The 26,578-nt window shown below is 46.3% G+C and carries 25 protein-coding genes; all 25 read left to right on the forward strand.

All coding sequences use genetic code 11. From position 1 onward, the window contains the following. Nucleotides 1–974, forward strand: a 974-nt coding sequence (locus AB4154_RS19250; protein ID WP_372123861.1) for a flagellin, incomplete at its 5' end; no start/stop codon positions are given. Nucleotides 975–1,562: 588 nt separating this feature from the next. Further along, on the forward strand, nt 1,563–2,693 hold the full coding sequence (locus AB4154_RS19255; RefSeq protein WP_017066381.1) for a flagellin: 1,131 nt from the start codon (nt 1,563–1,565) through the stop codon (nt 2,691–2,693). A gap of 81 nt (nt 2,694–2,774) precedes the next feature. Continuing rightward, complete coding sequence (gene flaG / locus AB4154_RS19260) at nt 2,775–3,200, forward strand: flagellar protein FlaG (protein ID WP_102321178.1); 426 nt, start codon at nt 2,775–2,777, stop codon at nt 3,198–3,200. A 22-nt stretch (nt 3,201–3,222) separates the two neighbouring features. Further along, nucleotides 3,223–5,250 carry a flagellar filament capping protein FliD gene (fliD, locus tag AB4154_RS19265; RefSeq protein WP_372123863.1) on the forward strand — a complete coding sequence of 676 codons (2,028 nt, stop codon included), beginning with the start codon at nt 3,223–3,225 and terminating at the stop codon, nt 5,248–5,250. 3 nt (nt 5,251–5,253) lie between these two features. Next, entirely contained in the window at nt 5,254–5,559 is a 306-nt protein-coding gene (locus AB4154_RS19270) for a flagellar protein FliT (RefSeq protein WP_017060688.1), read from the forward strand. A gap of 12 nt (nt 5,560–5,571) precedes the next feature. Further along, on the forward strand, nt 5,572–5,982 hold the full coding sequence (gene fliS, locus AB4154_RS19275; protein ID WP_004736194.1) for a flagellar export chaperone FliS: 411 nt from the start codon (nt 5,572–5,574) through the stop codon (nt 5,980–5,982). A 228-nt stretch (nt 5,983–6,210) separates the two neighbouring features. After that, nucleotides 6,211–7,677 carry a sigma-54 dependent transcriptional regulator gene (locus tag AB4154_RS19280; RefSeq protein WP_136982075.1) on the forward strand — a complete coding sequence of 489 codons (1,467 nt, stop codon included), beginning with the start codon at nt 6,211–6,213 and terminating at the stop codon, nt 7,675–7,677. Nucleotides 7,678–7,861: 184 nt separating this feature from the next. Next, nucleotides 7,862–8,902 carry a PAS domain-containing sensor histidine kinase gene (locus AB4154_RS19285; RefSeq protein WP_017060686.1) on the forward strand — a complete coding sequence of 347 codons (1,041 nt, stop codon included), beginning with the start codon at nt 7,862–7,864 and terminating at the stop codon, nt 8,900–8,902. 33 nt (nt 8,903–8,935) lie between these two features. Then, nucleotides 8,936–10,345: a sigma-54 dependent transcriptional regulator gene (locus AB4154_RS19290; protein WP_017060685.1), complete on the forward strand. Its 1,410-nt coding sequence runs from the start codon at nt 8,936–8,938 to the stop codon at nt 10,343–10,345. Between the two features lie 132 nt (nt 10,346–10,477). After that, nucleotides 10,478–10,789, forward strand: a complete 312-nt coding sequence (gene fliE / locus AB4154_RS19295) for a flagellar hook-basal body complex protein FliE (protein ID WP_017060684.1) — start codon at nt 10,478–10,480, stop codon at nt 10,787–10,789. Between the two features lie 16 nt (nt 10,790–10,805). Continuing rightward, nucleotides 10,806–12,548, forward strand: a complete 1,743-nt coding sequence (gene fliF, locus AB4154_RS19300; RefSeq protein WP_017060683.1) for a flagellar basal-body MS-ring/collar protein FliF — start codon at nt 10,806–10,808, stop codon at nt 12,546–12,548. Further along, nucleotides 12,541–13,602, forward strand: coding sequence for a flagellar motor switch protein FliG (gene fliG, locus AB4154_RS19305; RefSeq protein WP_017060682.1), 1,062 nt, complete (start codon nt 12,541–12,543; stop codon nt 13,600–13,602). The genes fliF and fliG overlap by 8 nt, the downstream gene beginning before the upstream one ends. A 124-nt stretch (nt 13,603–13,726) precedes the next feature. Then, nucleotides 13,727–14,527, forward strand: a complete 801-nt coding sequence (fliH, locus tag AB4154_RS19310) for a flagellar assembly protein FliH (protein ID WP_017060681.1) — start codon at nt 13,727–13,729, stop codon at nt 14,525–14,527. Beyond that, a complete protein-coding gene (gene fliI / locus AB4154_RS19315; protein WP_017060680.1) occupies nt 14,527–15,846 on the forward strand; it encodes a flagellar protein export ATPase FliI in 1,320 nt (439 codons plus the stop codon). The genes fliH and fliI overlap by 1 nt, the downstream gene beginning before the upstream one ends. A 19-nt stretch (nt 15,847–15,865) precedes the next feature. Next, nucleotides 15,866–16,303 (forward strand): flagellar export protein FliJ, encoded by a 438-nt coding sequence (fliJ, locus tag AB4154_RS19320; RefSeq protein ID WP_017060679.1) that lies wholly within the window; start codon nt 15,866–15,868, stop codon nt 16,301–16,303. Between the two features lie 182 nt (nt 16,304–16,485). Next, entirely contained in the window at nt 16,486–18,606 is a 2,121-nt protein-coding gene (locus tag AB4154_RS19325; protein WP_372110031.1) for a flagellar hook-length control protein FliK, read from the forward strand. Nucleotides 18,607–18,696: 90 nt separating this feature from the next. Beyond that, complete coding sequence (gene fliL / locus AB4154_RS19330) at nt 18,697–19,185, forward strand: flagellar basal body-associated protein FliL (RefSeq protein WP_017060677.1); 489 nt, start codon at nt 18,697–18,699, stop codon at nt 19,183–19,185. Between the two features lie 7 nt (nt 19,186–19,192). Beyond that, complete coding sequence (gene fliM, locus AB4154_RS19335) at nt 19,193–20,239, forward strand: flagellar motor switch protein FliM (protein WP_017060676.1); 1,047 nt, start codon at nt 19,193–19,195, stop codon at nt 20,237–20,239. Between the two features lie 29 nt (nt 20,240–20,268). Next, nucleotides 20,269–20,679, forward strand: coding sequence for a flagellar motor switch protein FliN (fliN, locus tag AB4154_RS19340; RefSeq protein ID WP_372123865.1), 411 nt, complete (start codon nt 20,269–20,271; stop codon nt 20,677–20,679). Beyond that, nucleotides 20,679–21,119 carry a flagellar biosynthetic protein FliO gene (fliO, locus tag AB4154_RS19345; RefSeq protein WP_017060675.1) on the forward strand — a complete coding sequence of 147 codons (441 nt, stop codon included), beginning with the start codon at nt 20,679–20,681 and terminating at the stop codon, nt 21,117–21,119. Before fliN ends, fliO begins: the two co-directional genes overlap by 1 nt. Beyond that, the gene (gene fliP / locus AB4154_RS19350; protein ID WP_017064117.1) at nt 21,106–22,035 is read left to right on the forward strand and encodes a flagellar type III secretion system pore protein FliP; all 930 of its coding nucleotides are present in this window, start codon (nt 21,106–21,108) and stop codon (nt 22,033–22,035) included. The genes fliO and fliP overlap by 14 nt, the downstream gene beginning before the upstream one ends. Before the next feature lie 11 nt (nt 22,036–22,046). Next, nucleotides 22,047–22,316 (forward strand): flagellar biosynthesis protein FliQ, encoded by a 270-nt coding sequence (gene fliQ / locus AB4154_RS19355; RefSeq protein ID WP_029235191.1) that lies wholly within the window; start codon nt 22,047–22,049, stop codon nt 22,314–22,316. A gap of 6 nt (nt 22,317–22,322) precedes the next feature. Continuing rightward, complete coding sequence (gene fliR / locus AB4154_RS19360) at nt 22,323–23,105, forward strand: flagellar biosynthetic protein FliR (protein ID WP_017060672.1); 783 nt, start codon at nt 22,323–22,325, stop codon at nt 23,103–23,105. 9 nt (nt 23,106–23,114) lie between these two features. Next, nucleotides 23,115–24,245: a flagellar biosynthesis protein FlhB gene (gene flhB, locus AB4154_RS19365; protein WP_017064116.1), complete on the forward strand. Its 1,131-nt coding sequence runs from the start codon at nt 23,115–23,117 to the stop codon at nt 24,243–24,245. A gap of 210 nt (nt 24,246–24,455) precedes the next feature. Continuing rightward, a complete protein-coding gene (gene flhA, locus AB4154_RS19370; RefSeq protein WP_017064115.1) occupies nt 24,456–26,555 on the forward strand; it encodes a flagellar biosynthesis protein FlhA in 2,100 nt (699 codons plus the stop codon). Nucleotides 26,556–26,578: the final 23 nt, after the last annotated feature.

Raw genomic sequence — 26,578 nt, forward strand, 5'->3', positions numbered from 1 at the left:
TGAACGTTCAAAGTCGTGGTCTTGATGTTGCTGTACGTAACGCGAACGACGGTATCTCAATTGCACAAACAGCTGAAGGTGCAATGAATGAGACGACTAACATCCTGCAACGTATGCGTGATTTGTCTCTACAATCTTCAAACGGCTCAAACTCAAAATCTGAGCGTGTAGCGATTCAAGAAGAAGTAACAGCGCTGAACGACGAACTGAACCGTATCGCGGAAACGACGTCTTTTGGTGGCAACAAGTTGCTTAACGGTACTCACGGTACTAAATCATTCCAAATCGGTGCAGACAACGGTGAAGCGGTAATGCTTCAACTGAAAGACATGCGCTCTGATAACGCTCAGATGGGTGGTAAGAGCTACCAAACTGAGAACGCGAAAGATAAAGATTGGAACGTTCAAGCAGGCTCTAACGACCTAAAAATGTCGTTCACTGATAACTTCGGTCAAGCACAAGAAATCGACATCAGCGCAAAAGCGGGTGACGACATCGAAGAGCTAGCAACGTACATCAACGGTCAACAAGACTCTGTTAAAGCGTCTGTAACTGAAGACGGTAAGCTACAAATGTTTACTGGTAACAACAAGGTTGAAGGCGAAGTGGCATTCTCTGGCAGCCTGGCTGGCGAACTAGGCATGCAACCTGGCAAAGACGTAACGGTTGATACTATCGACGTAACATCAGTTGGCGGCGCACAAGAGTCTGTAGTTATTATCGATGCGGCACTTAAGTATGTAGATAGCCACCGTGCTGAGCTAGGTGCTTTCCAAAACCGTTTCGACCACGCTATCAGCAACTTAGACAACATTAACGAGAACGTTAACGCATCTAAGAGCCGTATTAAAGATACCGATTTCGCGAAAGAAACGACTCAGATGACTAAGTCTCAGATCCTTTCTCAAGCTTCAAGCTCGATTCTTGCTCAAGCGAAGCAAGCTCCGAACTCGGCACTTAGCCTACTAGGTTAATCGATTAAAAAGCCACGTTGACTATAAGCGTCAACGTTAGGCTTCCACAAATTAGCTCGTGGTGAGAGATGAGCGCTAAACAGACCCAGCTTCGGCTGGGTTTTTTATTGCCTGCAATTTGGAGAAGGGGGGAGTTTTGGTGTTGGTCGTTGATTGGAAAGCGAGGTTCCCTATCACGCTCGCTCCTCACTGTAGGGAGTGACGGGAATTGGGAAATGATGGTTTCCTCGCTTACTACATCGAAGCAGTCTTTCGTCACCCCAGAATCGAGTAGAACGAGATATCAGGGATCTCTTCTGACTTTATATTCAACACTACGCTGATTAACTTAAATAATGGGGCAACTTTAGCGAATGTCGCCCTATTAATTGAAGCCCGATCACACTTTCCTTTGTTGTTGAAAAGAATATGAAAAAAAGCGCATTTTTTATTAAAGCTTCTAATTAAGGCGCCGTTAAAGGGATTGAGAGAAATGATATGTACCAATGTAAGGTGAGAGAGACACTGGTGCATAAACAAAATTGACATGTATTAGTGTGAGGTGAGAGTCACATAAGTACATTAAAAAATGCCTAAAGGAGATCAACTATGGCGATTAATGTAAGCACAAATGTGTCTGCAATGACGGCTCAGCGCTACCTAAATAGCGCGGCTGAAGGTACTCAAAAATCAATGGAGCGTTTGTCTTCTGGCTATAAAATCAATAGCGCAAAAGATGATGCTGCAGGCCTACAAATCTCTAACCGCTTAACGTCGCAAAGTCGTGGCCTAGATATGGCTGTGAAAAACGCGAATGACGGTATCTCTATTGCACAGACAGCTGAAGGTGCAATGAATGAGTCAACCAACATTCTGCAACGTATGCGTGACCTTTCTCTTCAATCTTCAAACGGTTCGAACAGCAAATCTGAACGTGTTGCGATCCAAGAAGAAGTCTCTGCTCTAAACACAGAACTTAACCGTATCGCTGAAACGACCTCTTTTGGTGGTAACAAGCTTCTGAACGGTACTTACGGCAGCCAATCTTTCCAAATCGGTGCTGACTCAGGTGAAGCAGTAATGCTATCTATGAGCAACATGCGTACTGACACTCAAGACATGGGTGGTAAGAGCTACGGCGTTACAGAAGGCAAAGATGCTTCTTGGCGTGTAGGTGCGGGTGCTGATTTAACAATCAAATACAACGATAAGTTTGGTGAAGCGCAAGAGCTATCTATCTCTGCTAAAGAAGGCAACGATATCGAAGAGCTAGCAACTTACATCAATGGTCAAAGCCAAGACGTTAAAGCGTCTGTGGGTGAAGGCGGTAAACTGCAACTTTTCGCTTCAAGCCAAAAAGTTGAAGGTGATGTTGAGTTTGGCGGCAGCCTTGCGGGCGAACTAGGTATCGGTGCTGGTAAAGACGTTACCGTTAACGATATCGACGTAACTTCTGTTGCAGGTGCAAACGAAGCAGTATCTATCATTGATGGTGCTCTAAAATCTGTTGATAGCCAACGTGCTTCTCTAGGTGCTTTCCAAAACCGTTTTGACCATGCAATCAGCAACTTAGACAACATCAACGAAAACGTTAATGCGTCTAAGAGCCGTATCAAAGATACCGATTACGCGAAAGAAACAACAGCTATGACGAAGTCTCAAATCCTACAACAGGCGAGTACTTCTATCCTAGCTCAAGCAAAACAGTCACCATCAGCAGCTCTAAGCTTATTGGGCTAAACTTACCTCGGTAAGTAGCGGTAAACTCTACTCTGGGTAGAGTTTTACTGTTTGGCTCATAAAGGAGGGAGGGAGAGTGTTATGGAAATATCATCCAACGCATCGAACATCCAGCCTTATGGCTCACCTAATGGCATTAAAATTGCAAGCGATGAAGGTAGTAGTGCGTCGAGTATTTCGCGACTAAAAGAAGCAACATCTTATGACAAGGTAGATAAATCGAAAGAGGAAGCTACCGAAGCGGCGATTCAATTAGCTCAACATAGACAAGAGTTAAATGATGAAGAGCGAGTCAAAATGGTGGAGAAGGTAAACGAGTTTATCTCCTCTCTCAATAAAGGTGTGGCTTTTAAGGTCGATGAAGAATCTGGGAGAGATGTGGTTACCATTTATGAGACCACAACCGGTGATATTATTCGCCAGATCCCTGATGAAGAAATGCTTGAAATTCTAAGACGCCTAGCAGCCCAAAACTCGAATAGTCGAATATTTGAGGTGAAGGTTTAAGTCGTATTATTGAGGTGATTTAATGAGTTTTGGCCCAATGGGGATTTCGTCTGGCATGGATATCAATTCCATGGTCAGCAAAATTGTTGATTCGGAGCGTGTACCTAAACAGCAACGAATCGACAATGAACGAACGCGAATCGATACCAGCATTAGTGCCTATGGAAGACTCAGAGAATCCCTTGATTCGATGAAAAACCTGATGACAAACTTTCGTCAGGAAAAAGCTTTTGCTGTGCGAACAGTCGAAAGTACCGATGAAGGTCTTGTCTCTGCAACCGCGACTACCGAAGCGATCGCTGGCAAATATGCCATAGATGTGTTGCAGCTTGCCCAAAGCCATAAAGTGGCTTCTGATGTACTGTCAGAGGACATGAAATTTGGCCCAGGTAAGCTGCAGGTTTCGCTTGGTGATGACAGCTTTGACGTGCAAGTTGGCGACAGATCGAGACTTATCGAAGTTGTTCGTGGTATCAACGGTGCAGATAACAACCCAGGCGTTCGTGCATCTATTATCAACGATGTCGAAGGTCCAAGACTTATTATTGCCTCGAACCAGTCTGGTTCAGATCAGCAGATCAGCATTAATGTTGAGTCAGATGCTGCCAATCCTCTGAAAAAACTCGAATATAAAACGCTTGAAGAACGTGTTAAAGCGCTAGAGAAAGCGCGCGTTGCTGCTCAAGATATTCTAGCTCTAACCCCTGCAGGAAAAGCCGTCGAACTCATTGATGAAGTGATCGCTAGCGATGACCCAAATGCGAATGAAACACTCGATAAAGATGGCAATGTCATCCCTGCATCCCAAACTGATTCTACTTCAGATGTTGACGGAGACTCTAAAAGTCTCAGCTACGGTGAGCAAGCAGCCGCCGACGGCCAAGCCGCCCTAGACGCAGCTCAAGCGGCAAAGTCTGTGATGCCTGAAGATAATATCCCTGGCTGGACTGAAACCGCGTCAGGTACGCTTTTAGATTCTTACTACACACCAGAACTTGAGCTTGATGAAAAAGCGATAGAGAAGGCACCCGATGTGCCGGGGTGGTCAAATGCTGCCTCAGGTACTCTGACCGATTCATACGTGACACCGAAAGAAGCCCAACAAAAGCTTGAGGCTGAGCAAGCGCGTATCGAAGAGAAGATTTCACAAGAAAAAGCGGAGTTGGCTGAGAAAGTTCAAAAAGGCGAACTCACCGCAGAGCAAGCCAAGAAAATTGAGCGTGCCAAATTAGAACCCGAAGAGCGCGAGCTCTTAGAGAAGGTCGATAAAGCGCAAGCAGATCTTGAACAAGCACAGCAATCTTTTGATACCTATAGTGGAATGACTGAAGTTCAGGCTGGCCAAGATTCTATGGTTGTCCTAGATGGTGTTGCTCAACTCTCTAGTAATAACAATGTGATTGAAGATGCCATTGAAGGTATTGATATTACGGTGAAAGGAAAAACGCCAAAAGATAAGCCGCCGGCAGAAATTGGTGTGGAGTACGACCGTAACAGTGTTCGCCAAGATATCGAATCCTTTGTGAGCTCTTATAACCAGTTCTATCAAGTGTCGAAAGACCTCGCGGGTGTTGATCCAACGACTGGTCAAAAAGGCCCGCTCTCTGGTGACAGTACAGTGCGTAACGCCGACTCCCGATTGAAAGGGGTGTTCTCATCAAGTATCGAAGGTGCGCCAGACAATCTAAAGTCTTTGACTGAATTCGGTATCACCACCACAAGACAAGGCTCGCTAGAAATCAACTACGATATGCTTGACCGTCAACTCAACAATAACTTTGATAAGTTGGGTGAGTTCTTTGGTGGCAACAACGGTTTCGCCAAAAAAGTGGAAGATGCGATTCAAGGTATCACAGGTATCACGGGTTCAATCCGTACTAGAGAAAAGAGCTTGGTCGAGCAAAACTACCGTTTGGTTGATGACCAAAGCGCGCTCGACCGCCGCATGGACAGCCTAGAGAGCCGTACCCACTCTAAGTTCACAGCCATGCAAGATGCGACCAGTAAGATGCAATCTCAGCTGGGCAGTATGATGAATGCGTTGGGCTAATAGATGAATAGCCAGCTACAAGAGCTTTGTGAACTCGATCAACTAATTATCTCTAAACTGGAATTTAGTGAAATTAATGCTGAAGAAATAACGCAGCTTGTCGATAACAGAGAACAGTTATTGCAAAACGTGCTTCAAATAATCGACTCACATCCCGACGTTAAGCAAAGTTCTGAATGGTTTGAAGCCATTACCAGAACCAGAAAATTAGTCGAATTGATGCAGTCTGAGACGAGTCGAGTAGGTAAGACCCTACATAAATACCGTCACGGCGCTAAATCAGTTCAACAATACAAAAAGTTTTTATAGAAGAGGTTTACTATGCGCGGTTCTTTACAGGCATATAAAAAGGTATCAGTGGATAGTCAGCTAACGGCTGCCTCACCGCATAAGATTGTACAAATGCTAATGGCCGGTGCTATCGAGCGTTTGATTCAAGGCAAAGCGGCAATGCAAGCAGGCAACATCCCAGTGAAAGGTGAGCGACTTGGTAAGGCTCTAGATATCATTATTAGCCTACGTAGTTGCCTATCTATGGACGATGGTGGCGATATTGCGAAAAACCTAGATCAACTTTATGAGTTCATGATCACGCAAATTTCTGCGGCAAATCACAAAAATGACCCACAGCCTATTGATGATGTTATCGATATTATTCGCGAAATTAAGAGCGCTTGGGACCAAATTCCGAACGAATATCACAACTTGACGTCCGCTGACGTAGGAATTTAAAGAAAAATTGCAGTTTTAACCAATCTCATATCCCTTAATTGGTTGGTTGCCTTATTTTTTTTATCAAATAAAATAGAAGCCATTAGATAGCCTAATGGCTTTTTTCGTTGCTGATTTCCTAAATTTGTCCACGTAGACCGTAATCGTTGATACTTTTCACTGGTTTATAGACTACGTTGCTCACCGTTTTTCCGCATCGCACCAAAATAAAGGCAATAATTCCTACTTATGCAAGGTTTGGCAAAACTGCTTGTCGTCGACGATAACGCTCAAGATCGTCACAATTTAAGCACAATATTAGAGTTTGTAGGAGAGAGCTGCGAAGTAATCAGCTCTGAACAAGCACGTAAAGTTGACTGGTCACTACAGTGGGCCGGCTGCATTGTTGGTACCATTAAAGGTAAAGGCTTCAACGCATTACTGAATGAGAAGCTTGTTCACGCCAATCACATCCCTTTACTGGTGATTGGCAAAAATAATCACCCGGTTGACGAATTGACTAACTATGTTGGTGAGCTCGAACTTCCTCTTAACTACCCGCAATTAAGTGATGCATTAAGACACTGTAAAGACTTCTTAGGCCGCAAAGGTGTTCAAGTTGTGTCTTCGGCACGCAAGAACACACTGTTTCGCAGCCTAGTAGGACAAAGTGCTGGCATTCAAGAAGTACGTCACTTAATTGAACAAGTCTCTTCTACGGAAGCGAACGTGCTGATTCTTGGTGAATCTGGCACAGGCAAAGAAGTTGTAGCGCGTAACATTCATTATCACTCTAAACGTCGTTCAGGGCCTTTTGTTCCTGTAAACTGTGGCGCGATTCCACCTGATTTGCTTGAAAGTGAACTATTTGGTCATGAGAAGGGCGCATTTACTGGGGCGATTACCGCACGTAAAGGCCGTTTTGAATTAGCTGAAGGTGGCACACTGTTTCTTGATGAAATTGGCGATATGCCGATGGCGATGCAAGTTAAGCTGCTACGAGTGCTGCAAGAGCGATGCTTTGAGCGCGTAGGTGGCAACAGCACCATACAAGCTGATGTCCGAGTGATTGCGGCAACACACCGCAACCTTGAAGATATGATCGACGATGATTCGTTCCGTGAAGATCTCTACTACCGCTTGAATGTATTCCCGATCGAAATGCCGGCGCTTCAAGATCGCAAAGAAGATATTCCACTGTTGCTTCAAGAGCTGATGACTCGAATGGAAGCGGAAGGCAGCATGCCTATCTGTTTCACGGCTCGTGCTATCAACTCTTTGATGGAGCATTACTGGCCGGGCAACGTTCGTGAACTGGCGAACCTGGTTGAGCGAATGGTTATCTTGTATCCAAATAGCTTGGTTGATGTGAATCATCTGCCAACTAAATATCGATACAGCGATATCCCTGAGTTCCAGCCAGAGTTTAATAGCTTTGGATCTGAAGAGGAGCAAGAGCGTGATGCACTTGCTGACTTATTCTCAGAAGATTTCAGCTTTGATCAGCAAGATGATATTGCCGACAACGCCAATGCTCCTCAAGAGTTACCGCCAGAAGGGGTTAACTTGAAAGAGCTACTCGCGGATATGGAAGTGAATATGATCAATCAAGCGTTGGAAGCGCAGGGCGGTATTGTTGCTCGTGCTGCTGACATGCTTGGAATGCGTAGAACCACTCTGGTTGAAAAAATGCGTAAATATAACTTGCAGCGATAGTGTCCAGTTTTCGATGAAAACGAAAAACTAGCACACACTTTTTAGCTATTTGGTAACTCTAGCTAAGTGAACAGATAAACCATAGTCGAGTTGTTGCTTGCTTAACTATGTGATAAATATAGCAAATAGCCTGACTCGTGTTGTACGTCTCAGGCTGTTTTAGTATTTGAGGCAAATTTTTGACATGCGCGTATCTAACGAACCAGAAAATCAATCACACCTAGATTCTGTTGAACAGCAGGTTGAGCGCTATAAGCAAGTACTCGACGTGATGCCAGCAGGGGTTATCTTGTTAGATACACACGGCGAAGTGAGAGAAGCGAACCCTGAAGCGCATCGTATTCTTGGTGTTGAGTTGGTTGGCGAGAAGTGGTTTTCAGTGATTCAAAGTGCCTTTGACCCAAAAGACGATGACGGTCATGAGATCTCATTGAAGAACGGGCGAAAAGTGCGTTTGGCGATTTCAGCCTCTACCACGGGTCAGCTGATTTTGATTACCGATCTGACCGAGACCCGACTATTGCAGTCTCGCGTGAGTGATCTTCAGCGTTTGTCTTCATTAGGTAGAATGGTGGCCTCGCTTGCCCATCAAGTGCGAACGCCTCTTTCAAGTGCGATGCTGTATGCATCAAACCTTGCCGCGCCAAATCTGCCGCCGGCAACAAAAACGCGTTTTCAATCTAAGCTTATGGATAGATTGCATGACTTAGAGAAGCAAGTGAACGACATGCTGTTGTTTGCCAAAGGTGGTGACAACAAAGTCGTTAAGCCATTTACTGTGGCTGAATTGATCACTGAATTTCACCCTATGGTGGAAGCGGCATTGAAAACTAACCAGATTGATTATTGCCAAGAAGTTGAGGGCGAACAGACTCAAATGTTCGGCAACGCCAATGCTATCGCCTCAGCGTTAAGCAACCTAGTGTTGAACGCGGTTCAAATTGCGGGTAAGGAATCGCAGATCGATGTGTTTTTTAGGCCCGTAAATGGCGAGCTTAAGATATCAGTGCAAGACAGTGGCCCCGGCGTACCGAAAGAGCTTCAAGGTAAAATAATGGAACCCTTCTTTACCACTCGTTCACAAGGTACAGGTCTAGGCTTAGCGGTTGTACAAATGGTATGTCGAGCACATGAAGGCCGACTGGAATTGATATCAGAAGAAGGCGACGGCGCATGCTTTACCATGTGTCTACCGCTTGAAAGAAGTGCTTCTTCTGAAGACTAATAAGTTTTAACTGAATTTACACTGGAGAATCCTATGGCTCAAAGCAAAGTGTTAATCGTCGAAGATGATGAAGGTCTACGCGAAGCCCTTGTCGACACACTCGCGCTTGCTGGCTATGAATGGCTGGAAGCGGATTGTGCGGAAGATGCTCTGGTCAAATTAAAATCGAACTCCGTTGATATTGTCGTATCTGACGTGCAGATGGCGGGCATGGGTGGCTTGGCACTATTGAGAAACATTAAGCAGCATTGGCCAAATTTGCCGGTATTGCTAATGACAGCGTACGCCAACATCGAAGATGCCGTTGCTGCAATGAAAGAGGGCGCTATCGACTATATGGCAAAGCCATTTGCGCCAGAAGTGCTGCTCAACATGGTCAGCCGTTATGCGCCTGTAAAGTCGGATGACAACGGCGACGCTATCGTTGCTGATGAAAAAAGTATCAAGCTAATGATGCTGGCTGATAAAGTTGCGAAAACCGATGCCAACGTCATGGTGTTGGGCCCGAGTGGTTCTGGTAAAGAGGTGATGTCTCGCTACATTCACAATGCTTCTAGCCGAAAAGATGGCCCGTTTGTCGCGATTAACTGCGCGGCGATCCCAGACAACATGTTAGAAGCGACCCTGTTTGGTTATGAAAAAGGCGCATTTACTGGCGCTATTCAAGCTTGCCCGGGGAAATTCGAGCAAGCGCAGGGCGGTACAATTCTGTTGGATGAGATCAGTGAAATGGATCTTAGCCTACAAGCCAAACTACTGCGTGTTTTGCAAGAGCGCGAAGTTGAGCGATTAGGTAGTCGTAAGAGCATCAAATTGGATGTTCGTGTATTAGCGACCAGTAACCGAGACCTTAAACAGTATGTTTCTGAAGGGAATTTCCGTGAGGATTTATACTACCGCCTGAATGTATTCCCAATTTCTTGGCCTCCATTGTGCGAGCGTAAAGGCGATATTGAGCCTTTAGCCAAGCACTTAGTTGAGCGCCACTGCACCAAACTTGGTATGCCTGTACCCGTTATGTCAGCACAAGCGATCAGCAAACTCGTCAATTATCCGTGGCCGGGCAATGTTCGCGAATTAGACAATGTGGTACAGCGTGCGCTAATATTGAGCGAACAAGAGAACATCTCTGGTGAGCATATCCTTCTTGAAGGTGTCGATTGGCAAGACGCAAGCAGCCTACAACAAATCGTCGAAGGCAGTGACGTAGCTGCGCCAGAAATTAAGCCTATTGCCGAAGCAAACCCAATCAATAAAATCGCGGCTAGCAGCGAAGGGTTAGGTAATGAGCTTAGAGATCAAGAGTATGCGATCATTCTTGAAACCCTGATTGCATGTAATGGCCGACGCAAAGATATGGCTGAAAAACTGGGCATTAGCCCTCGTACACTGCGTTACAAGTTGGCTAAAATGCGCGATGCTGGAATAGATATCCCAAACTGAGGATAGATTAGTAGTGTCAGCTTTCTGACTAGTGTAATACGATATCTAGTCAATTAAATGTGTGGCACGCTAATTGCTCTGTCAATAATATAGCTAAATAGATGGTCATAATTTTGACTCCTGAGGTAGTAGATGAGAATAGATGGTTTACAAGGCGAAATGCAGGCAATGATGGTCGAAGCTGCCAGCGCGCGTCCCGCAGCAACGGGGCAAGCGGTCGGTGCAGATTTTGGCAACATGCTGACTAATGCCATCAATAATGTGAACTCATTACAAAAGACCTCAGGTGATCTTCAAGCTCGTTTTGATAGTGGCGACCAAAGCGTATCCCTATCGGACGTGATGATTGCTCGTAATAAATCTAGTGTGGCTTTTGAGGCGACGATCCAAATTAGAAATAAATTGGTCGAATCGTACAAAGAGCTGATGAATATGCCGGTATAAGTTGGGTAGTTAAATAGTGGCAGATAATAGTCAAACAACAGATTTAACCGTAAGCGATAGCAACGACCATGCACTGATTGCAGGCTCTGAGCTAGACGGAGAAGGGCAAAATCCCGATCTAGGTGAACGCAGTTCATCGAAGTTCGATATGGCTGTCGGTGATCTTGATTTACTTCGTCAGGTCGTCTTAGTCCTTTCTATCTCTATCTGTGTAGCGCTGATTGTGATGCTGTTTTTCTGGGTAAAAGAGCCAGAAATGCGTCCATTAGGGGCTTACGAAACAGAAGAATTGATCCCCGTTCTTGATTACTTAGATCTGCAAAAGATCGATTACACGCTTGAAGGCAATACCATCTCAGTACCGGCGAGTGAGTACAACTCATTAAAGCTTAATATGGTACGAGCGGGTTTGAATCAAGAGCGAAACGCGGGTGATGACATCCTCATGCAAGACATGGGTTTTGGTGTATCACAACGTTTAGAACAAGAACGCCTTAAATTAAGCCGCGAAAGACAACTTGCCAAAGCCATTGAGCAGATGAAACAGGTGCGTAAAGCTCAGGTTTTATTGGCCCTGCCGAAGCAGAGTGTTTTTGTACGTCATAATCAAGAAGCCTCTGCTTCTGTATTCCTAACTCTAAAAACAGGTACTAACCTCAAGCAGCAAGAAGTTGATTCTGTTGTGGATATGGTGGCAAGTGCTGTTCCGGGAATGAAAACCTCACGTATTACGGTGACCGATCAGCATGGCCGATTGTTGAGCTCAGGCTCTCAAGACCCTATGTCAGCGGCGCGTCGTAAAGAACACGAGTTAGAGCGCAATCAAGAACAAGCGCTGCGTGAAAAAATTGACTCCATCCTGATTCCTATTCTTGGGTTTGGTAACTACACCGCTCAGGTTGATATCCAGCTCGATTTCAGTGCTGTGGAGCAAACCAGAAAACGTTTTGATCCGAATACACCGGCGACTCGAAGTGAATACACCTTAGAAGATTACAACAATGGAAATACGGTGGCGGGTATTCCGGGTGCGTTGAGTAACCAGCCTCCAGCGGATGCCTCAATTCCACAAGATGTGGCTCAGATGAAAGACGGCGCGATGACAGGTCAAGGCTCTGTTCACAAAGAAGCGACTCGAAACTTTGAGCTAGACACCACCATCAGTCATGAACGTAAACAGAGCGGCACGGTTAATCGTCAGACGGTTTCTGTTGCGATCAAAGACCGCCAATCCTTGAACCCAGATACGGGTGAAGTGGTTCATACGCCAATCCCGGCGAGCGAAATCAATGCGATTCGCCAAGTACTGATTGGTACGGTGGGCTTTGATGAAACTCGTGGTGATTTGCTCAACGTATTAAGCATGCAGTTTGCACCTCAAGTAACAGATGTTGTTGCTGATGTGCCAATCTGGGAGCATCCAAACTTCAATGATTGGGTTCGTTGGTTTGCAAGTGCCTTGGTTATCATTGTGGTGGTGTTGGTACTTGTTCGCCCTGCAATGAAGAAACTGCTTAACCCAGCAGCAGACAACGATGAACAGATGTACGGACCTGATGGCATGCCAATTGGTGCCGACGGCGAAACCAGCTTAATTGGTGGTGATATTGAAGGTGGTGAGCTGTTTGAATTTGGTTCAAGTATCGACTTACCAAACCTTCATAAAGACGAGGACGTGCTGAAAGCAGTACGTGCACTTGTAGCGAATGAACCAGAGCTAGCAGCTCAAGTAGTTAAGAATTGGATGGTAGATGGCTAACGAAATAGTTCCACAACAAACTGAAGGCGGTGAAGTGCTTGATGTCTCTAGCGTGGATATCGGCTCTATCTCAGGCGATGAGCGCGCTGCGATCTTGTTGCTCAGTTTAAATGAAGAAGATGCTGCTGGTATTATTCGTCACCTAGAGCCAAAGCAGGTTCAGCGTGTGGGTAGTGCGATGGCGCGAGCTACAGACCTATCCCAAGAGAAAGTAGGCGCTGTGCACCGTGCTTTCTTAGATGATATTCAGAAGTACACCAACATTGGTATGGGCAGCGAAGACTTCATGCGTAATGCGTTAGTTGCTGCTCTGGGTGAAGACAAGGCGAATAACCTTGTTGACCAAATCCTTCTCGGCACAGGTTCGAAAGGTTTGGATTCGCTTAAGTGGATGGATCCTCGTCAGGTGGCGAGCATTATCATCAACGAGCACCCTCAAATTCAAACTATTGTGTTGTCGTACCTCGATGCCGATCAATCGGCTGAGATCCTGTCTCAGTTCCCAGAGCGAGTTCGTCTGGATCTGATGATGCGTATTGCCAACCTTGAAGAAGTTCAACCTTCGGCGCTTGCTGAACTGAATGAAATCATGGAGAAACAGTTCGCGGGTCAAGCGGGTGCTCAAGCTGCCAAAATTGGTGGCCTGAAAGCCGCGGCTGAGATCATGAACTACATGGATAACAACGTGGAAGGCGTCTTGATGGATCAAATCCGTGACCAAGACGAAGACATGGCAACACAGATTCAAGATCTGATGTTTGTCTTTGAAAACCTTATTGAAGTTGATGACCAAGGTGTTCAACGACTACTACGTGATGTTCCACAAGATATTCTACAGAAAGCACTTAAAGGTGCAGATGAAGGTCTACGTGAGAAGATCTTCAAGAACATGTCTAAACGTGCTGCCGATATGATGAGAGACGATATTGAGGCGATGCCGCCAGTCAAAGTCTCTGATGTTGAAGCGGCTCAGAAAGAGATTTTGGGTATCGCGAGGAAGATGGCAGACAGTGGCGAAATTATGCTGTCTGGTGGCGCCGACGAGTTCCTTTAATACAGAAATCTCAAAAGCCCCACACTGTTGGGGCTTTTCTTTATCCAATCTCGAACCACAGATTAACTCAGTTTAACTGCTTGAATTCACAATACAGTTAAGCCACTCATAGATAGGTACTGATATGTCAGGTGATAGAAAACGCGGCTTCCTTCGCCCTGAAGAAGATAATACGGTTGCCCAACCTCAGAAATGGGGGCTGCCTGACTACACCTCTGACGTGAGCAAACAAGCCAAAGAAACCGCTTTTAACTACGACCCTAGTTGGATGCCAACGGTTGAAGAAGCCATTGAAGATGAAGAGCTGGTTCTGACTGAAGAGCAAATCGAGCTGATTAAACAAGGCGCTTATCAGGAAGGGCTGCATCAAGGCCAAGAGGCGGGCTTTAAGCAAGGCTATGAAAAAGGCAAAGAAGAAGGTTTTGCTGCCGGTCACGAAGAAGGCAACGAAGCCGGCAAGCTTGAAGGCGTAACCGCGGGTCAAGAGTACATTCAACAGCAGGTGGCCGTCTTCATGGGGCTGGCAAACCAGTTCGCTCAACCATTAGAGTTGATGAACGCTCAGGTGGAGAAGCAATTGGTCGACATGGTGCTTACCATGGTCAAAGAAGTGGTTCATGTTGAAGTGCAAACCAACCCACAAATCATATTAGATACCGTTAAAGAATCGGTAGAGTCGTTGCCGATTTCTGGTCACGCAATCACATTGAAACTCAATCCGGAAGATGTGGCGATCATTCGCTCTGCGTATGGCGAGACTGAATTGGACTGCCGTAATTGGACGCTGGTCGCAGAGCCAGCACTCAACCGTGGTGATGTACAAATTGAAGCAGGTGAGTCGAGCGTTAACTACCGTATGGAAGATCGCGTAAAGAACGTCATTCAAAACTTCTGCGGCGCAAACCGTCACCAGGGTCATGAGTAATGCTTGAGTTAGCGAACCGTCTCAGTCAGTACAAAGTCGAAGGGTTAAAATCACGACCGATTGCCTCAGGTAAGTTAGTACGCGTTGTTGGCTTAACGCTTGAAGCGACCGGCTGTAAAGCGCCAATCGGAAGTTTGTGTTTAGTCGAAACCATGTCTGGTCAGATGGAAGCCGAAGTCGTCGGTTTCTCTGGCGATAACCTATTTTTGATGCCGAGTGAGCAAATCACCGGGATCTTACCTGGCGCTCGCGTCACGCCAATGACTACCGAAAGTGGTATCCCTGTTGGAATGGAACTGCTCGGTCGAGTGATCGACGGCGTAGGTAATCCACTCGACGGTTTAGGTCCAATCTATACAGAGCAACGCGCTTCATTTAATGCGGAGCCAATCAACCCGTTAGCTCGTAAACCGATTTCTGAACCACTCGATGTCGGCTTGAAAGCCATTAATGGTTTGCTAACCGTGGGTAAAGGGCAACGTATCGGTCTGTTTGCTGGCTCTGGTGTCGGTAAATCCGTAACTCTGGGCATGATGACTCGAGGCACAACTGCGCAAGTAGTGGTCGTAGGCCTAATCGGTGAGCGTGGACGAGAAGTTAAAGAATTTATTGAAGAAATTCTTGGTGAAGATGGCCGTAAGCGTTCGGTTGTTGTGGCCGCTCCTGCCGACTCATCACCATTGATGCGCTTAAAAGGCTGTCAAACTGCGCTGGCTGTCGCCGAGTATTTCCGCGACCAAGGTTTAGATGTTCTGCTACTCATGGATTCATTGACCCGCTTTGCTCAGGCTCAGCGTGAAATTGCTCTGTCTGTGGGTGAGCCGCCAGCAACCAAAGGTTATCCGCCATCAGTCTTCGCTAAGCTTCCTGCGCTGGTGGAACGAGCAGGTAACGGCAATGATGAACAAGGTTCAATTACCGCTTTCTTTACCGTGTTAACCGAAGGCGATGACCTCCAAGATCCGATTGCCGATGCATCGCGAGCGATTCTCGATGGTCACGTTGTGTTGTCGCGTGAAATGGCTGATGCCGGTCATTATCCTGCGATTGATGTTGAGAAATCCGTCAGTCGTGTTATGCCGCAAATCACCACTGAAGAACATGTCTTGATGTCGAAAGCGGTAAGGCAAGTGCTGTCTATCTGCCGTAAAAACCAAGATTTGGTGTCGATTGGTGCTTACAAGCCAGGAACGGATCCAGCAATCGATAGTGCCTTCACGTTGAAACCAAAACTGGATGAGTACTTGCAGCAGAAGATGAAAGAGACCGTCCCATACGACATGTGCGTCAACATGTTGAAACATGTATTGGGTGGCTAACGGGTGAATAAGGTTAGTCATGGATAACGCATTAGAATTTTTGCTCGATCAAGCCAAAGATCAAGAGAACCAAGCGGTACTTGCGCTCAACAAAGCGAACTCTGAGCTGCAAGGCTACTATGAGCAGGTTGCGCAGATTGAAAAGTATCGACTGGATTACTGTCAGCAGCTCGTTGACCGCGGCAAGGCAGGCTTAACGGCGAGCCAATATGGTCACTTGAACCGCTTCTTAACTCAGTTGGATGAAACATTATCCAAACAGAGAGAAGCCGAGCACCACTTTAAAAATCAAGTCGACAACTGCCAAAGCTACTGGATGGAGTTACGCAAAAAACGTAAATCCTACGAGTGGTTGATGGAGAAAAAGCAGAAAGAGAAAGCAAAGCTGCAAGATCGAAGAGAACAAAAGCAAATGGATGAGTTTTCGACTCTGTTATACAGCCGAAAGAAGATGTGATCCTAAGCCACGAATGACGTCAGTGCTGTTCTCTATATTGTGAAAACCGAACTTATAGGCATGTTTCTTGCTCCGTTTTATATAAAATTGCGCGTTATGCCCACCAAAGGCATGAAAAGCATCCGACTTTCTTTTTGTTGCCTGATTCATGGCAGCAAAGCTAGTAGATAGAGCTTGTATATATGAATGTTAGTCTTTCCTCAAATTCAGCGACCAACAAAATGTCATCGTTGTTGGACACCGGTTCTGCCTCTTCCAAGGTAGAAGAAACCGGCGACTCTAAAGGTTTCTTTGAGTCCTTTAAAGAAGCGCTCGGCTTTGAAGAAAGTGACAGTAAAGTCGCAGCAAAAGACACAGAAAGCACTGCGAAACCTGATACTAAACAGACATCTACCGAAGGTGAAGCGTCAGCCGAAGCGAACAAAGGTGATTCCGCTGAATCAAAGGCTACTGACGAAGTGAGCGAAGCGCAAAGCAAGCAAGCAGCTTCAGAAGTAGAAGGCGAGAAAGCTGCTGATAAAACATCAGCAGAGGCTGCGTCTGGATCTGAGGCTCAGCTCAAAGCCAATTCGGGCACTGATAGCACTGTCGCTGATAAGACTGTTGCAGATGGTAAAGATGCGCAGGATACGACTAACGAATCTAAAGAACATATTGCTCAATCCCAAACTCAGGGTCCATCAGCGGTAGATGGTGCTACGCAGGCATCGCAAGCCAATGCAGCGATGAGCGAAGGCAATAAATTGCTTGGTCAATTGGATGAGGCAAACAAAACCCTAAATCAAGCGCCAAACGGCAAAGGCTTGCCTCAGCAAGGTCAGGTAGAACAAGCCCAAGGTAATATCACCGGTGCTTCTGTTGCAGGAGTTTCCGTTACGGATAAGGCGACACAACAAGCTAAGGCTGCAAATCAGGAGAAGAGCCTTGAAGTCGATTCTGAAATCGCTGTACTTACCGGAGGTAAGGGTGTTTCTCAGCTAACTGATACTGAAATTCGACAGTTGATGGATAAAGGCGTCACTCCAGAACAAATTGAAGCCAGTATGAGCCGAGAGCTGAGCCAAAAGAATGCAGCTAGTGCGGTTGCTGCCGAGCAGAGCCAAGCATTGTCAGCCGTGGATATTGAACTGGCAAAGCAAGTAGATGCCCATACCAAAGCGCTAAACCAATTGAATGGACAAATCGAATCAGAGCAGTCTGTTGTCGATAGCTTGCTTGATAAGCAACAAAGTGGCGCTAAGTTGACGGTTGATGAGCAAGCCGCTTTGGCTAAAGCGACCTCTAACCTAGACCTGTTGAATCAACAGCTCGCTAACGTTCAACAACAAGTAACAGCTTTGCTAAGTCAAGCTCCCGCTGCGAACAGTGCGTCTGGTGAACCCACTGCTATCGATTGGGATAATACGGATTCAAGCGAAACTAAAGCCTTAGCTGCGGCAGCATCAACAGCAGCTGTAGCGACGGCTACACAACAAGTGTCAGCGCAGGCCGCTTCTCAATCAGCAAACAATGCTCTTACGGACAAGGCGGCAATGCTGCACGCCAATAATGCACATGCAGCCCAACAGGCCGCAGCTCAGCAAGCTAATGTGGCTTCACCTCAGCAGCAAGCAACGTTGGATCCAGCTTTAACCGCGCAAGGAATGGCGATGAATGCAACGCCAGCTGCCACAAAAGCAGGCTCGACTGATACGCTTCTTAAAGCGGGCGCCGGTGCAGCAGCACTGTCTGGTTTGGGTAAAGCGGGTGCTAAAGAAGATTCTAAAGATTCGACCTTTGCTCAGCAGATCGCTTCTGCGGCTGGTGCACAAGGTACGGCAACGGTGGGTTCAGCACCTACGCGAGCTGAAATTCAAGCTGCTCAACAAGCGCCCTTACAGCTCACCAAAGAGCTAGCCAATGAGCAAGTGGCTGAAAAAGTACAAATGATGATGTCTAAGAACCTTAAGAACTTGGACATTCGTCTCGACCCACCAGAATTGGGCCAAATGAAAATCCGCATGACCATGAATAATGACGTGGCAAACGTGCACTTTACGGTGAGTAATCAGCAAGCGAGAGATGTGATTGAACAAACCTTACCTCGCTTGAGAGAGATGCTTGCTCAGCAAGGTCTGCAGCTTGCCGATTCGTCTGTTCAACAACAGAACTCCGGTCAGGGACAAGATAGATACAACAATGGTGAGCAACAATCCGGCGCTAACCGCACAAATGATACGCAAGGTGATGAAAACCTTGATAGTGGCAGCAATCTTGAATTGAATGTCGCATCAAAGCGTGATGGAATTAGTTATTATGCCTAATATCAGGCTAAGAACGCTTGGTTAATAGAAAAAACCAGTTAATAAAAAGAACCATCAGTTAATCGCAAGAACAGGAAGTTAGAGTAAGATATGGCCGAAGAACAAGATGCACCTAAAGGGAAGAGCAAGCTCCTTATAATTATTATTGCCGTAGTTGTGTTACTGCTTGGTATAGGTGGTGCGCTGTACTTTTTCTTAGGTTCTGACGATAGCGCCTCTGAATCTCAGTCTCAGCCAGCAACGGCTGTGGTCGCTGCAGAGCCGGTTATGTATGTTAATATTCCTCAGCCCTTCTTGTTTAATGTGACAGGTGACAAAAAAGATCGCCTAGTTCAGATAAAAGCACAGCTCATGGTACGTGGCAGTAAGAATGAAGACCTGGCTCGTTACCACTCTCCACTTGTAGAAAGTACGCTACTGGCCACGTTCGCTTCGGCAACGGTTGATCAATTGCGCTCACCAACAGGCCGCGTGGAACTGCGTAATAAGGCAACAGAAGATATTAAAGCAAGCCTGGCTCAAGCTGTTGGCCAGCCTGTGATTGAAAAAGTGTTATTCACTGACTTCGTAATTCAATAGGTAATTTGTGACCGATTTATTAAGCCAAGACGAAATTGATGCGCTGTTACATGGCGTTGATGATGTTGAAGAAGTTGAAGATGTCTTAGAAACCGAAAATGACAATGCAGTCAATTTCGACTTCTCATCTCAAGATCGAATCGTCCGTGGTCGAATGCCGACCCTTGAACTTATTAACGAGCGCTTCGCACGTCATATGCGTATCAGCTTGTTTAATATGTTACGTAAAACGGCTGAAGTGTCGATCAACGGCGTACAGATGATGAAGTTTGGTGAGTACCAAAACACATTGTATGTACCCACCAGTTTAAACATGGTTCGTTTCCGTCCATTGAAAGGTACGGCACTCATCACCATGGAAGCTCGTCTGGTTTTCATTCTCGTAGAGAACTTTTTTGGCGGTGATGGTCGTTTCCACGCCAAGATTGAAGGTCGTGAATTCACGCCTACTGAAAGACGAATCATTCAGTTACTGCTGAAAATTGTTTTTGAAGATTACAAAGAAGCTTGGTCGCCAGTGATGGGGGTTGAGTTTGAATACTTGGATTCCGAAGTGAACCCAAGTATGGCGAACATTGTGAGCCCAACCGAAGTGATTGTTGTGAGTTCGTTCCACATTGAAGTGGATGGCGGTGGTGGTGACTTCCACGTTGTCATGCCTTACTCCATGGTTGAGCCGATCCGTGAACTGCTTGATGCGGGTGTTCAATCAGACAAGATGGAAACCGATGTTCGTTGGAGTACCGCACTGCGTGATGAGATCATGGATGTGCCCGTCAATTTCCGCGTGAATTTGCTAGAGCAAGATATTTCCCTTCGTGATCTGATGGAGCTGCGCCCTGGTGATGTTATCCCAATGAACATGCCTGAGCACGCAACCATGTTTGTCGAAGAACTGCCGACTTATCGTGTGAAAATGGGCCGTTCTGGTGAGAAGCTTGCAGTACAGATTTCGGAAAAAATTCAAAGACCACATGTGGTTAAAACTGATCTCGCTTTTCTAGGTAAAGACTTATTGTCTGAGCTCGAAAACAGTGATGATGACGACGAATAGTAAAATAGATAAAAGTATAGGAATTGGTAATGGAACCTAGTGAAGATCAAAAGCTAGCAGACGAATGGGCTGCAGCACTTGGTGAAGATCCTTCAGCGCCGTTAATTGATGTTGATGATGTGCTTGCGGCACCACTTGATGAGCTAACCGATTCATCATCTCCGATTTCTGAAGATGAGCGTCGTAAGCTGGATACCATTATGGATATTCCAGTGACTATTTCGATGGAAGTTGGTCGCTCTCAGATCAGTATCCGTAATTTACTTCAGTTGAACCAAGGTTCGGTTGTTGAGCTAGATAGAATTGCTGGTGAGTCACTGGATGTGATGGTAAACGGTACCTTGATTGCTCATGGTGAAGTGGTTGTGGTGAACGACAAGTTTGGTATTCGTTTGACTGACGTTATTAGCCAAACAGAACGAATTAAGAAGCTGCGTTAATGAGCTTTTTGTCTCAAAGACTTGCGGGCTCTTTTCTCGGAATGACAGGTTTGTTACGAGGAATCTTGGGAGTAGGGCTATTAACGGCTCCTTCCATTGCCTTTGCAGCAACACCGCCTTCTCTCGATTTAGCGACCACCTTTGGGTCGCTAATTTTCGTTATAGCCTTCATTTTATTTATTGCTTGGCTACTCAAGCGAATGCAAGTACCTGCGATGTCGAATCAACAAGGTTTGGCGATTGTTAGGCAAATCCCTGTTGGTACTAAAGAGCGTATCGCTATTGTGCAAGCGGGTGATGAACAGTTCTTGGTAGGGATTACCACACAATCGATTCAGCTGATCTCTAAGCTCGATAAACCTCTTACTCAGGAGATGCTGGAAAAAAGTACATTTTCAAGTCAGCTTTCCCAGCTAATAAAAAAAGATGCAAACAAGTAACGGACTTTTGAACTCCTCTTACTTTCACCAAGCCGGAGCTTTCCGAGCGGTGAAAGTGTGGTTGGTTCAGCTTATTCTCCTATGCTCAATCGTATTCAGTGTGTCGGTATTTGCACAAGCTGAAGACGGCACCGTCATTCCTGCGAATACCGCTGGCTCGGAATCGGTCACTATCAGCACGATGGAACAAGACCAAGCCAAATCGACAACCATGACCACGGGCAGCTTGACTGGCAATGGTGGCGGCATACCTGCCTTTACCATGACAACCAATGCCAATGGCGGTGAAGACTACTCGATTAACCTGCAAATTCTCGCGTTAATGACCATGCTTGGCTTCTTGCCGGCGATGGTGATTTTGATGACATCGTTCACTCGTATTGTGGTTGTGATGTCTATCTTGCGTCAGGCGATGGGTCTACAACAAACACCGTCTAACCAAGTCATTATTGGTATCGCGATATTCTTGACCTTCTTCATCATGTCGCCAGTGATTAATCAAGTTAACGAACAAGCAGTTCAGCCTTATCTTAATGAACAGATATCGGCACGACAGGCATTTGATGTTGCCCAAAAACCGATTAAATCCTTCATGCTCAAGCAGACTCGAATCAAAGATCTTGAAACCTTTGTTGAGATTTCTGGCGCGGAAGTGACTAACCCTGAAGATGTTTCGATGGCGGTTCTGATTCCAGCATTTATCACATCGGAATTAAAAACGGCTTTCCAAATCGGATTTATGCTGTTCTTGCCTTTCCTAATCATCGACTTGGTGGTGGCATCGGTATTGATGGCTATGGGTATGATGATGTTGTCACCGATGATTGTATCGCTGCCGTTTAAGTTGATGCTGTTTGTTCTTGTTGATGGCTGGAACTTGATACTCTCCACACTCGCCGGCAGTTTTGCCTTGTAGCTGGGGGAATAATGAATCCTGAAATATTCGTAGAGTTGTTCCGAGATGCCCTTTGGATGGTATTAATCATGGTTTGCGCCATCATTATTCCTAGCCTGCTGATCGGTTTGGTTGTGGCTGTTTTCCAAGCTGCGACCTCAATCAACGAACAAACCCTGAGTTTCCTGCCGCGTTTGATCGTAACTTTGTTGGCGTTGATGCTATTCGCACACTGGATGACCCAGATGATGATGGAGTTCTTTTTTGAGCTCATCGAACGCTTGCCGCAAGTTCTGTATTAAACCGATATGGAATACCCAACGAGCCTTGTACTAGAGTGGTTAGCCAATTATTTTTGGCCATACACTCGCATCTCAGCGATGCTGATGGTGATGACGGTAACAGGGGCACGCTTCGTGTCGCCGCGTATTCGTCTGTATTTAGGCTTGGCGATCACTTTTGCGGTGATGCCTGCGATTCCGGCCGTTCCCAAAGAGATTGAACTTCTGTCCTTTCAAGGCTTCCTGACTGTCTTCGAGCAAATTGTGATTGGCGTGGCCATGGGTTTTGTTACCCAGTTCATGATTCAAACCTTTGTTATGCTGGGTCAGATCCTCGGTATGCAATCGAGCTTGGGTTTTGCATCAATGGTCGACCCGGCTAACGGGCAAAATACGCCGGTACTTGGTCAGCTGTTCATGCTGCTAGCGACCATGTTTTTTTTGGCGACCGATGGTCACTTGAAAATGCTGCAGCTGGTGGTGTTTAGTTTTAAGACCTTGCCGATTGGCAGTGGCTCTCTAACCTCTGTGGATTTTCGAGAGCTCGCGTTGTGGCTCGGCATCATGTTCAAAACGGCATTAGCGATGTCATTGTCGGGGATTATTGCGCTGCTAACGATTAACCTTTCTTTTGGTGTAATGACGCGTGCGGCACCTCAATTAAACATCTTTTCTTTGGGTTTTGCATTTGCGCTACTCGTGGGTCTGTTACTTTGTTGGTATATCCTTGGCGGCTTGTATAGTCACTATGAGCTATTCTGGATGCAGGGCGAACAACAGATATGTCGTCTAATCCGGTTAGATTGCTAGGAGACTGAAATGGCAGAGTCAGACGGTCAAGAACGCACAGAAGACGCCACGCCCAAACGCTTGCAACAGGCCAAAGAGAAAGGGCAGGTTGCAAGGTCAAAAGAGCTAGCGTCAGCATCGGTATTAATTGTCGGTGCGATTGCTTTAATGTGGTTTGGCGAATCGATGGCGAAGGCTTTGTTCGAGGCGATGCAACGCCTGTTCTCTTTGAGTCGCGACGAGATCTTTGACACTAACAAACTCCTAGAAATCGCTGGTGGTGCACTGGTGAACCTGCTGTTCCCGCTGTTTTTGATACTGATAACTTTGTTTGTTGCTGCCGTCATCGGCGCTGCGGGTGTCGGTGGGATTAACTTCTCAATGCAAGCGGCGATGCCAAAGGCGTCTAAGCTCAACCCACTCAGTGGTATCAAGCGTATGTTTGGCCTGCAAAGTTGGGTTGAACTGCTCAAGTCTATTCTTAAAGTAGCGCTCGTATCGGGGATGGCGATTTATCTGATTCAAGCCTCTCAGCATGATTTAATGCAGCTGAGCATGGACGTCTATCCACAAAACATCTTCCATGCCTTGGATATCTTGCTCAACTTTATTCTGTTGATCAGTTGTTCTTTGTTGATTGTTGTGGCGATTGATATCCCATTCCAGATTTGGCAACACGCTGATCAGCTGAAGATGACTAAGCAAGAGGTGAAAGACGAATTCAAAGACACCGAGGGTAAGCCTGAGGTGAAAGGTCGAATTCGCATGTTGCAAAGGGAGGCGGCTCAGCGTCGTATGATGGCCGATGTGCCGCAAGCGGACGTGATAGTCACCAACCCAGAGCACTTCTCAGTGGCGCTGCGCTACAAGCAGAATCAAGACAAAGCACCAATTGTGGTTGCTAAAGGTGTCGACCACATGGCGATGAAGATCCGAGAGATTGCGCGTGAAAATGACATCTATATCGTTCCAGCGCCGCCATTGGCGAGGGCGCTTTATCATACCACTGAGCTAGAACAACAAATTCCTGACGGTCTGTTTACAGCAGTTGCACAAGTGCTTGCATATGTTTTCCAGCTTAAACAGTACCGAAAACGAGGTGGTGAGCGACCAAAGCTGCAAGATTCTAATATGCCGATCCCACCTGATTTACGTCATTAGATCAATTGCTTGAGCTCTGCGTGATGAACCCTGATAATAGCGAGCTAGCTAATCTTCCTTTTATAGAGGTGATGGCGATAATTTGACGTGAGATGTTGGTACAGTGTTTGCTGTAGTAGCCTGAACATTATAAGCCCATAGCAAACAGCCCTGACTAAGACCTAATCCACTTGTTCAGAGAGCTACAACATAGCGAAACTGTCTAGATTTATGAAATTCTCCCTGCCTTTTGTGGACAAGCTACCTAAAATCCCTAACCGTGCCATGCCTGCGATTGGTGCACCTGTTATGGTACTTGCAACGCTTGCTATGGTGGTGTTGCCCATTCCAGCTTTCTTGTTGGATATGTTCTTCACCTTCAATATTGCACTGTCTATGGTTGTGCTATTGGTATCGGTTTATACCCGCAGGCCTTTAGATTTCGCTGCATTCCCGACCGTCCTGCTGATTGCGACTCTACTTCGATTGGCCTTGAACGTTGCTTCGACACGCGTGGTATTGCTCCATGGTCACGAAGGTGGCGACGCGGCAGGTAACGTGATTGAAGCCTTCGGTAACGTGGTTATCGGTGGTAACTACGCGGTTGGTTTAGTGGTGTTCTTGATTCTTATGATCATCAACTTCATGGTTGTAACCAAAGGTGCGGGTCGTATCTCGGAAGTAAGCGCGCGTTTCACGTTAGACGCCTTACCGGGTAAACAGATGGCAATCGATGCCGACTTGAACGCAGGTTTGATCGACCAAGACCAAGCGCGTCTGAGACGTTTTGAAGTCACCAAAGAAGCTGACTTCTACGGTTCGATGGACGGTGCTTCTAAGTTTGTTAAAGGCGATGCGATCGCTGGTATCTTAATCTTATTCATCAACATCATTGGTGGCTTGAGCATTGGTATGGCTCAGTTTGATCTTGGTTTTGGTGAAGCAATCGAAATCTACACGCTACTGACTATTGGTGATGGTCTGGTTGCACAAATTCCATCTCTATTACTGTCTATTGCAGCTGCGATGATGGTAACGCGCCAAAATACTGATGAAGATATGGGTGAGCAACTTGTCTTCCAGATGTTCGACAATCCAAAAGCCTTGATGATCACCGCCGCCATCCTTGGCATCATGGGTATTGTTCCGGGTATGCCACATTTCTCGTTCTTGAGCCTTGCCATCGTTGCAGGCGCGGGGGCGTATTACATCGATAAAAAGAACAAGAAGAAGGCGGAAGAGCCTAACCTTCCGGCGACAGTTGAAGCGAATGGAGAAGTAGGCTCTCAGAAGGAGCTCTCTTGGGATGATGTTCAACCTGTCGATATTATTGGTTTAGAAGTGGGTTACCGTTTAATTCCTTTGGTTGATAGAGACCAAGGTGGTGAATTGCTTGAACGCGTTAAAGGTGTGCGTAAAAAGCTGTCTCAAGACTTTGGTTTCTTGATCCCAGCGGTACACATTCGCGATAACCTAGAACTGACACCAAACAGCTACCGTATTACCCTGATGGGTGTTGCTGTGGGTGAAGCTGAGATTAAGCCAGACATGGAGCTCGCGATTAACCCGGGCCAAGTCTATGGCATGATCGATGGCGAGCCGACGATTGACCCTGCCTTTGGCCTTGAAGCGGTTTGGATTCGTGAAGAGCAGCGTGAACACGCACAAGCTCTAGGTTATACCGTTGTAGATTCTTCTACAGTACTGGCGACACACCTTAGCCAGCTGCTAACCAACAACGCATCGCAGCTCATTGGCCACGAAGAAGTTCAGAACTTACTTGAGATGCTCAGCCGCTCAACACCTAAGCTGGTGGAAGGTTTTGTACCGGATCAATTGCAGTTGGGTGTGGTTGTGAAAGTGCTACAGAACCTGCTGAATGAAGCGATTCCAATTCGTGACATTCGAACCATAGTCCAAACTTTGTCGGAGTATTCAGGTAAGAGTCAAGAACCTGACATACTTACTGCGGCGGTTCGCATCTCATTGAAACGATTAATTGTTCAGGAAATCAATGGTATAGAGCCCGAGTTACCAGTGATAACCTTGATTCCTGAGCTGGAACAAATCTTGCATCAAACCATGCAGGCATCCGGCGGAGAATCTGCTGGTATTGAACCTGGTTTAGCCGAACGTTTACAGACCTCTCTCAGCCACGCTACACAAGAGCAAGAGCTGAAAGGTGAGCCCGCGGTACTATTGACCTCTGGCGTGTTGCGTTCGACTCTGGCTAAGTTCGTGAAGAACACGATCCCAAGCTTGCGAGTCTTGTCTTACCAAGAAATACCGGACGAAAAGCAGATACGTATAGTACAAGCTGTTGGTAATTAAGCCGCCTAATTAGAACGGACAAT

The sequence above is a fragment of the Vibrio sp. 10N.286.51.B11 genome (assembly GCF_041469245.1).
In the GTDB taxonomy this organism is placed as follows: domain Bacteria; phylum Pseudomonadota; class Gammaproteobacteria; order Enterobacterales; family Vibrionaceae; genus Vibrio; species Vibrio crassostreae_C.

Coding starts and splice junctions, on each gene's coding strand:
- AB4154_RS19255 (WP_017066381.1), top strand. CDS start 1,563: ATGGCGATTAATGTAAGCACAAATGTGTCTGCAATGACGGCTCAGCGC.
- flaG (WP_102321178.1), top strand. CDS start 2,775: ATGGAAATATCATCCAACGCATCGAACATCCAGCCTTATGGCTCACCT.
- fliD (WP_372123863.1), top strand. CDS start 3,223: ATGAGTTTTGGCCCAATGGGGATTTCGTCTGGCATGGATATCAATTCC.
- AB4154_RS19270 (WP_017060688.1), top strand. CDS start 5,254: ATGAATAGCCAGCTACAAGAGCTTTGTGAACTCGATCAACTAATTATC.
- fliS (WP_004736194.1), top strand. CDS start 5,572: ATGCGCGGTTCTTTACAGGCATATAAAAAGGTATCAGTGGATAGTCAG.
- AB4154_RS19280 (WP_136982075.1), top strand. CDS start 6,211: ATGCAAGGTTTGGCAAAACTGCTTGTCGTCGACGATAACGCTCAAGAT.
- AB4154_RS19285 (WP_017060686.1), top strand. CDS start 7,862: ATGCGCGTATCTAACGAACCAGAAAATCAATCACACCTAGATTCTGTT.
- AB4154_RS19290 (WP_017060685.1), top strand. CDS start 8,936: ATGGCTCAAAGCAAAGTGTTAATCGTCGAAGATGATGAAGGTCTACGC.
- fliE (WP_017060684.1), top strand. CDS start 10,478: ATGAGAATAGATGGTTTACAAGGCGAAATGCAGGCAATGATGGTCGAA.
- fliG (WP_017060682.1), top strand. CDS start 12,541: ATGGCTAACGAAATAGTTCCACAACAAACTGAAGGCGGTGAAGTGCTT.
- fliH (WP_017060681.1), top strand. CDS start 13,727: ATGTCAGGTGATAGAAAACGCGGCTTCCTTCGCCCTGAAGAAGATAAT.
- fliI (WP_017060680.1), top strand. CDS start 14,527: ATGCTTGAGTTAGCGAACCGTCTCAGTCAGTACAAAGTCGAAGGGTTA.
- fliJ (WP_017060679.1), top strand. CDS start 15,866: ATGGATAACGCATTAGAATTTTTGCTCGATCAAGCCAAAGATCAAGAG.
- AB4154_RS19325 (WP_372110031.1), top strand. CDS start 16,486: ATGAATGTTAGTCTTTCCTCAAATTCAGCGACCAACAAAATGTCATCG.
- fliL (WP_017060677.1), top strand. CDS start 18,697: ATGGCCGAAGAACAAGATGCACCTAAAGGGAAGAGCAAGCTCCTTATA.
- fliN (WP_372123865.1), top strand. CDS start 20,269: ATGGAACCTAGTGAAGATCAAAAGCTAGCAGACGAATGGGCTGCAGCA.
- fliO (WP_017060675.1), top strand. CDS start 20,679: ATGAGCTTTTTGTCTCAAAGACTTGCGGGCTCTTTTCTCGGAATGACA.
- fliP (WP_017064117.1), top strand. CDS start 21,106: ATGCAAACAAGTAACGGACTTTTGAACTCCTCTTACTTTCACCAAGCC.
- fliQ (WP_029235191.1), top strand. CDS start 22,047: ATGAATCCTGAAATATTCGTAGAGTTGTTCCGAGATGCCCTTTGGATG.
- fliR (WP_017060672.1), top strand. CDS start 22,323: ATGGAATACCCAACGAGCCTTGTACTAGAGTGGTTAGCCAATTATTTT.
- flhB (WP_017064116.1), top strand. CDS start 23,115: ATGGCAGAGTCAGACGGTCAAGAACGCACAGAAGACGCCACGCCCAAA.
- flhA (WP_017064115.1), top strand. CDS start 24,456: ATGAAATTCTCCCTGCCTTTTGTGGACAAGCTACCTAAAATCCCTAAC.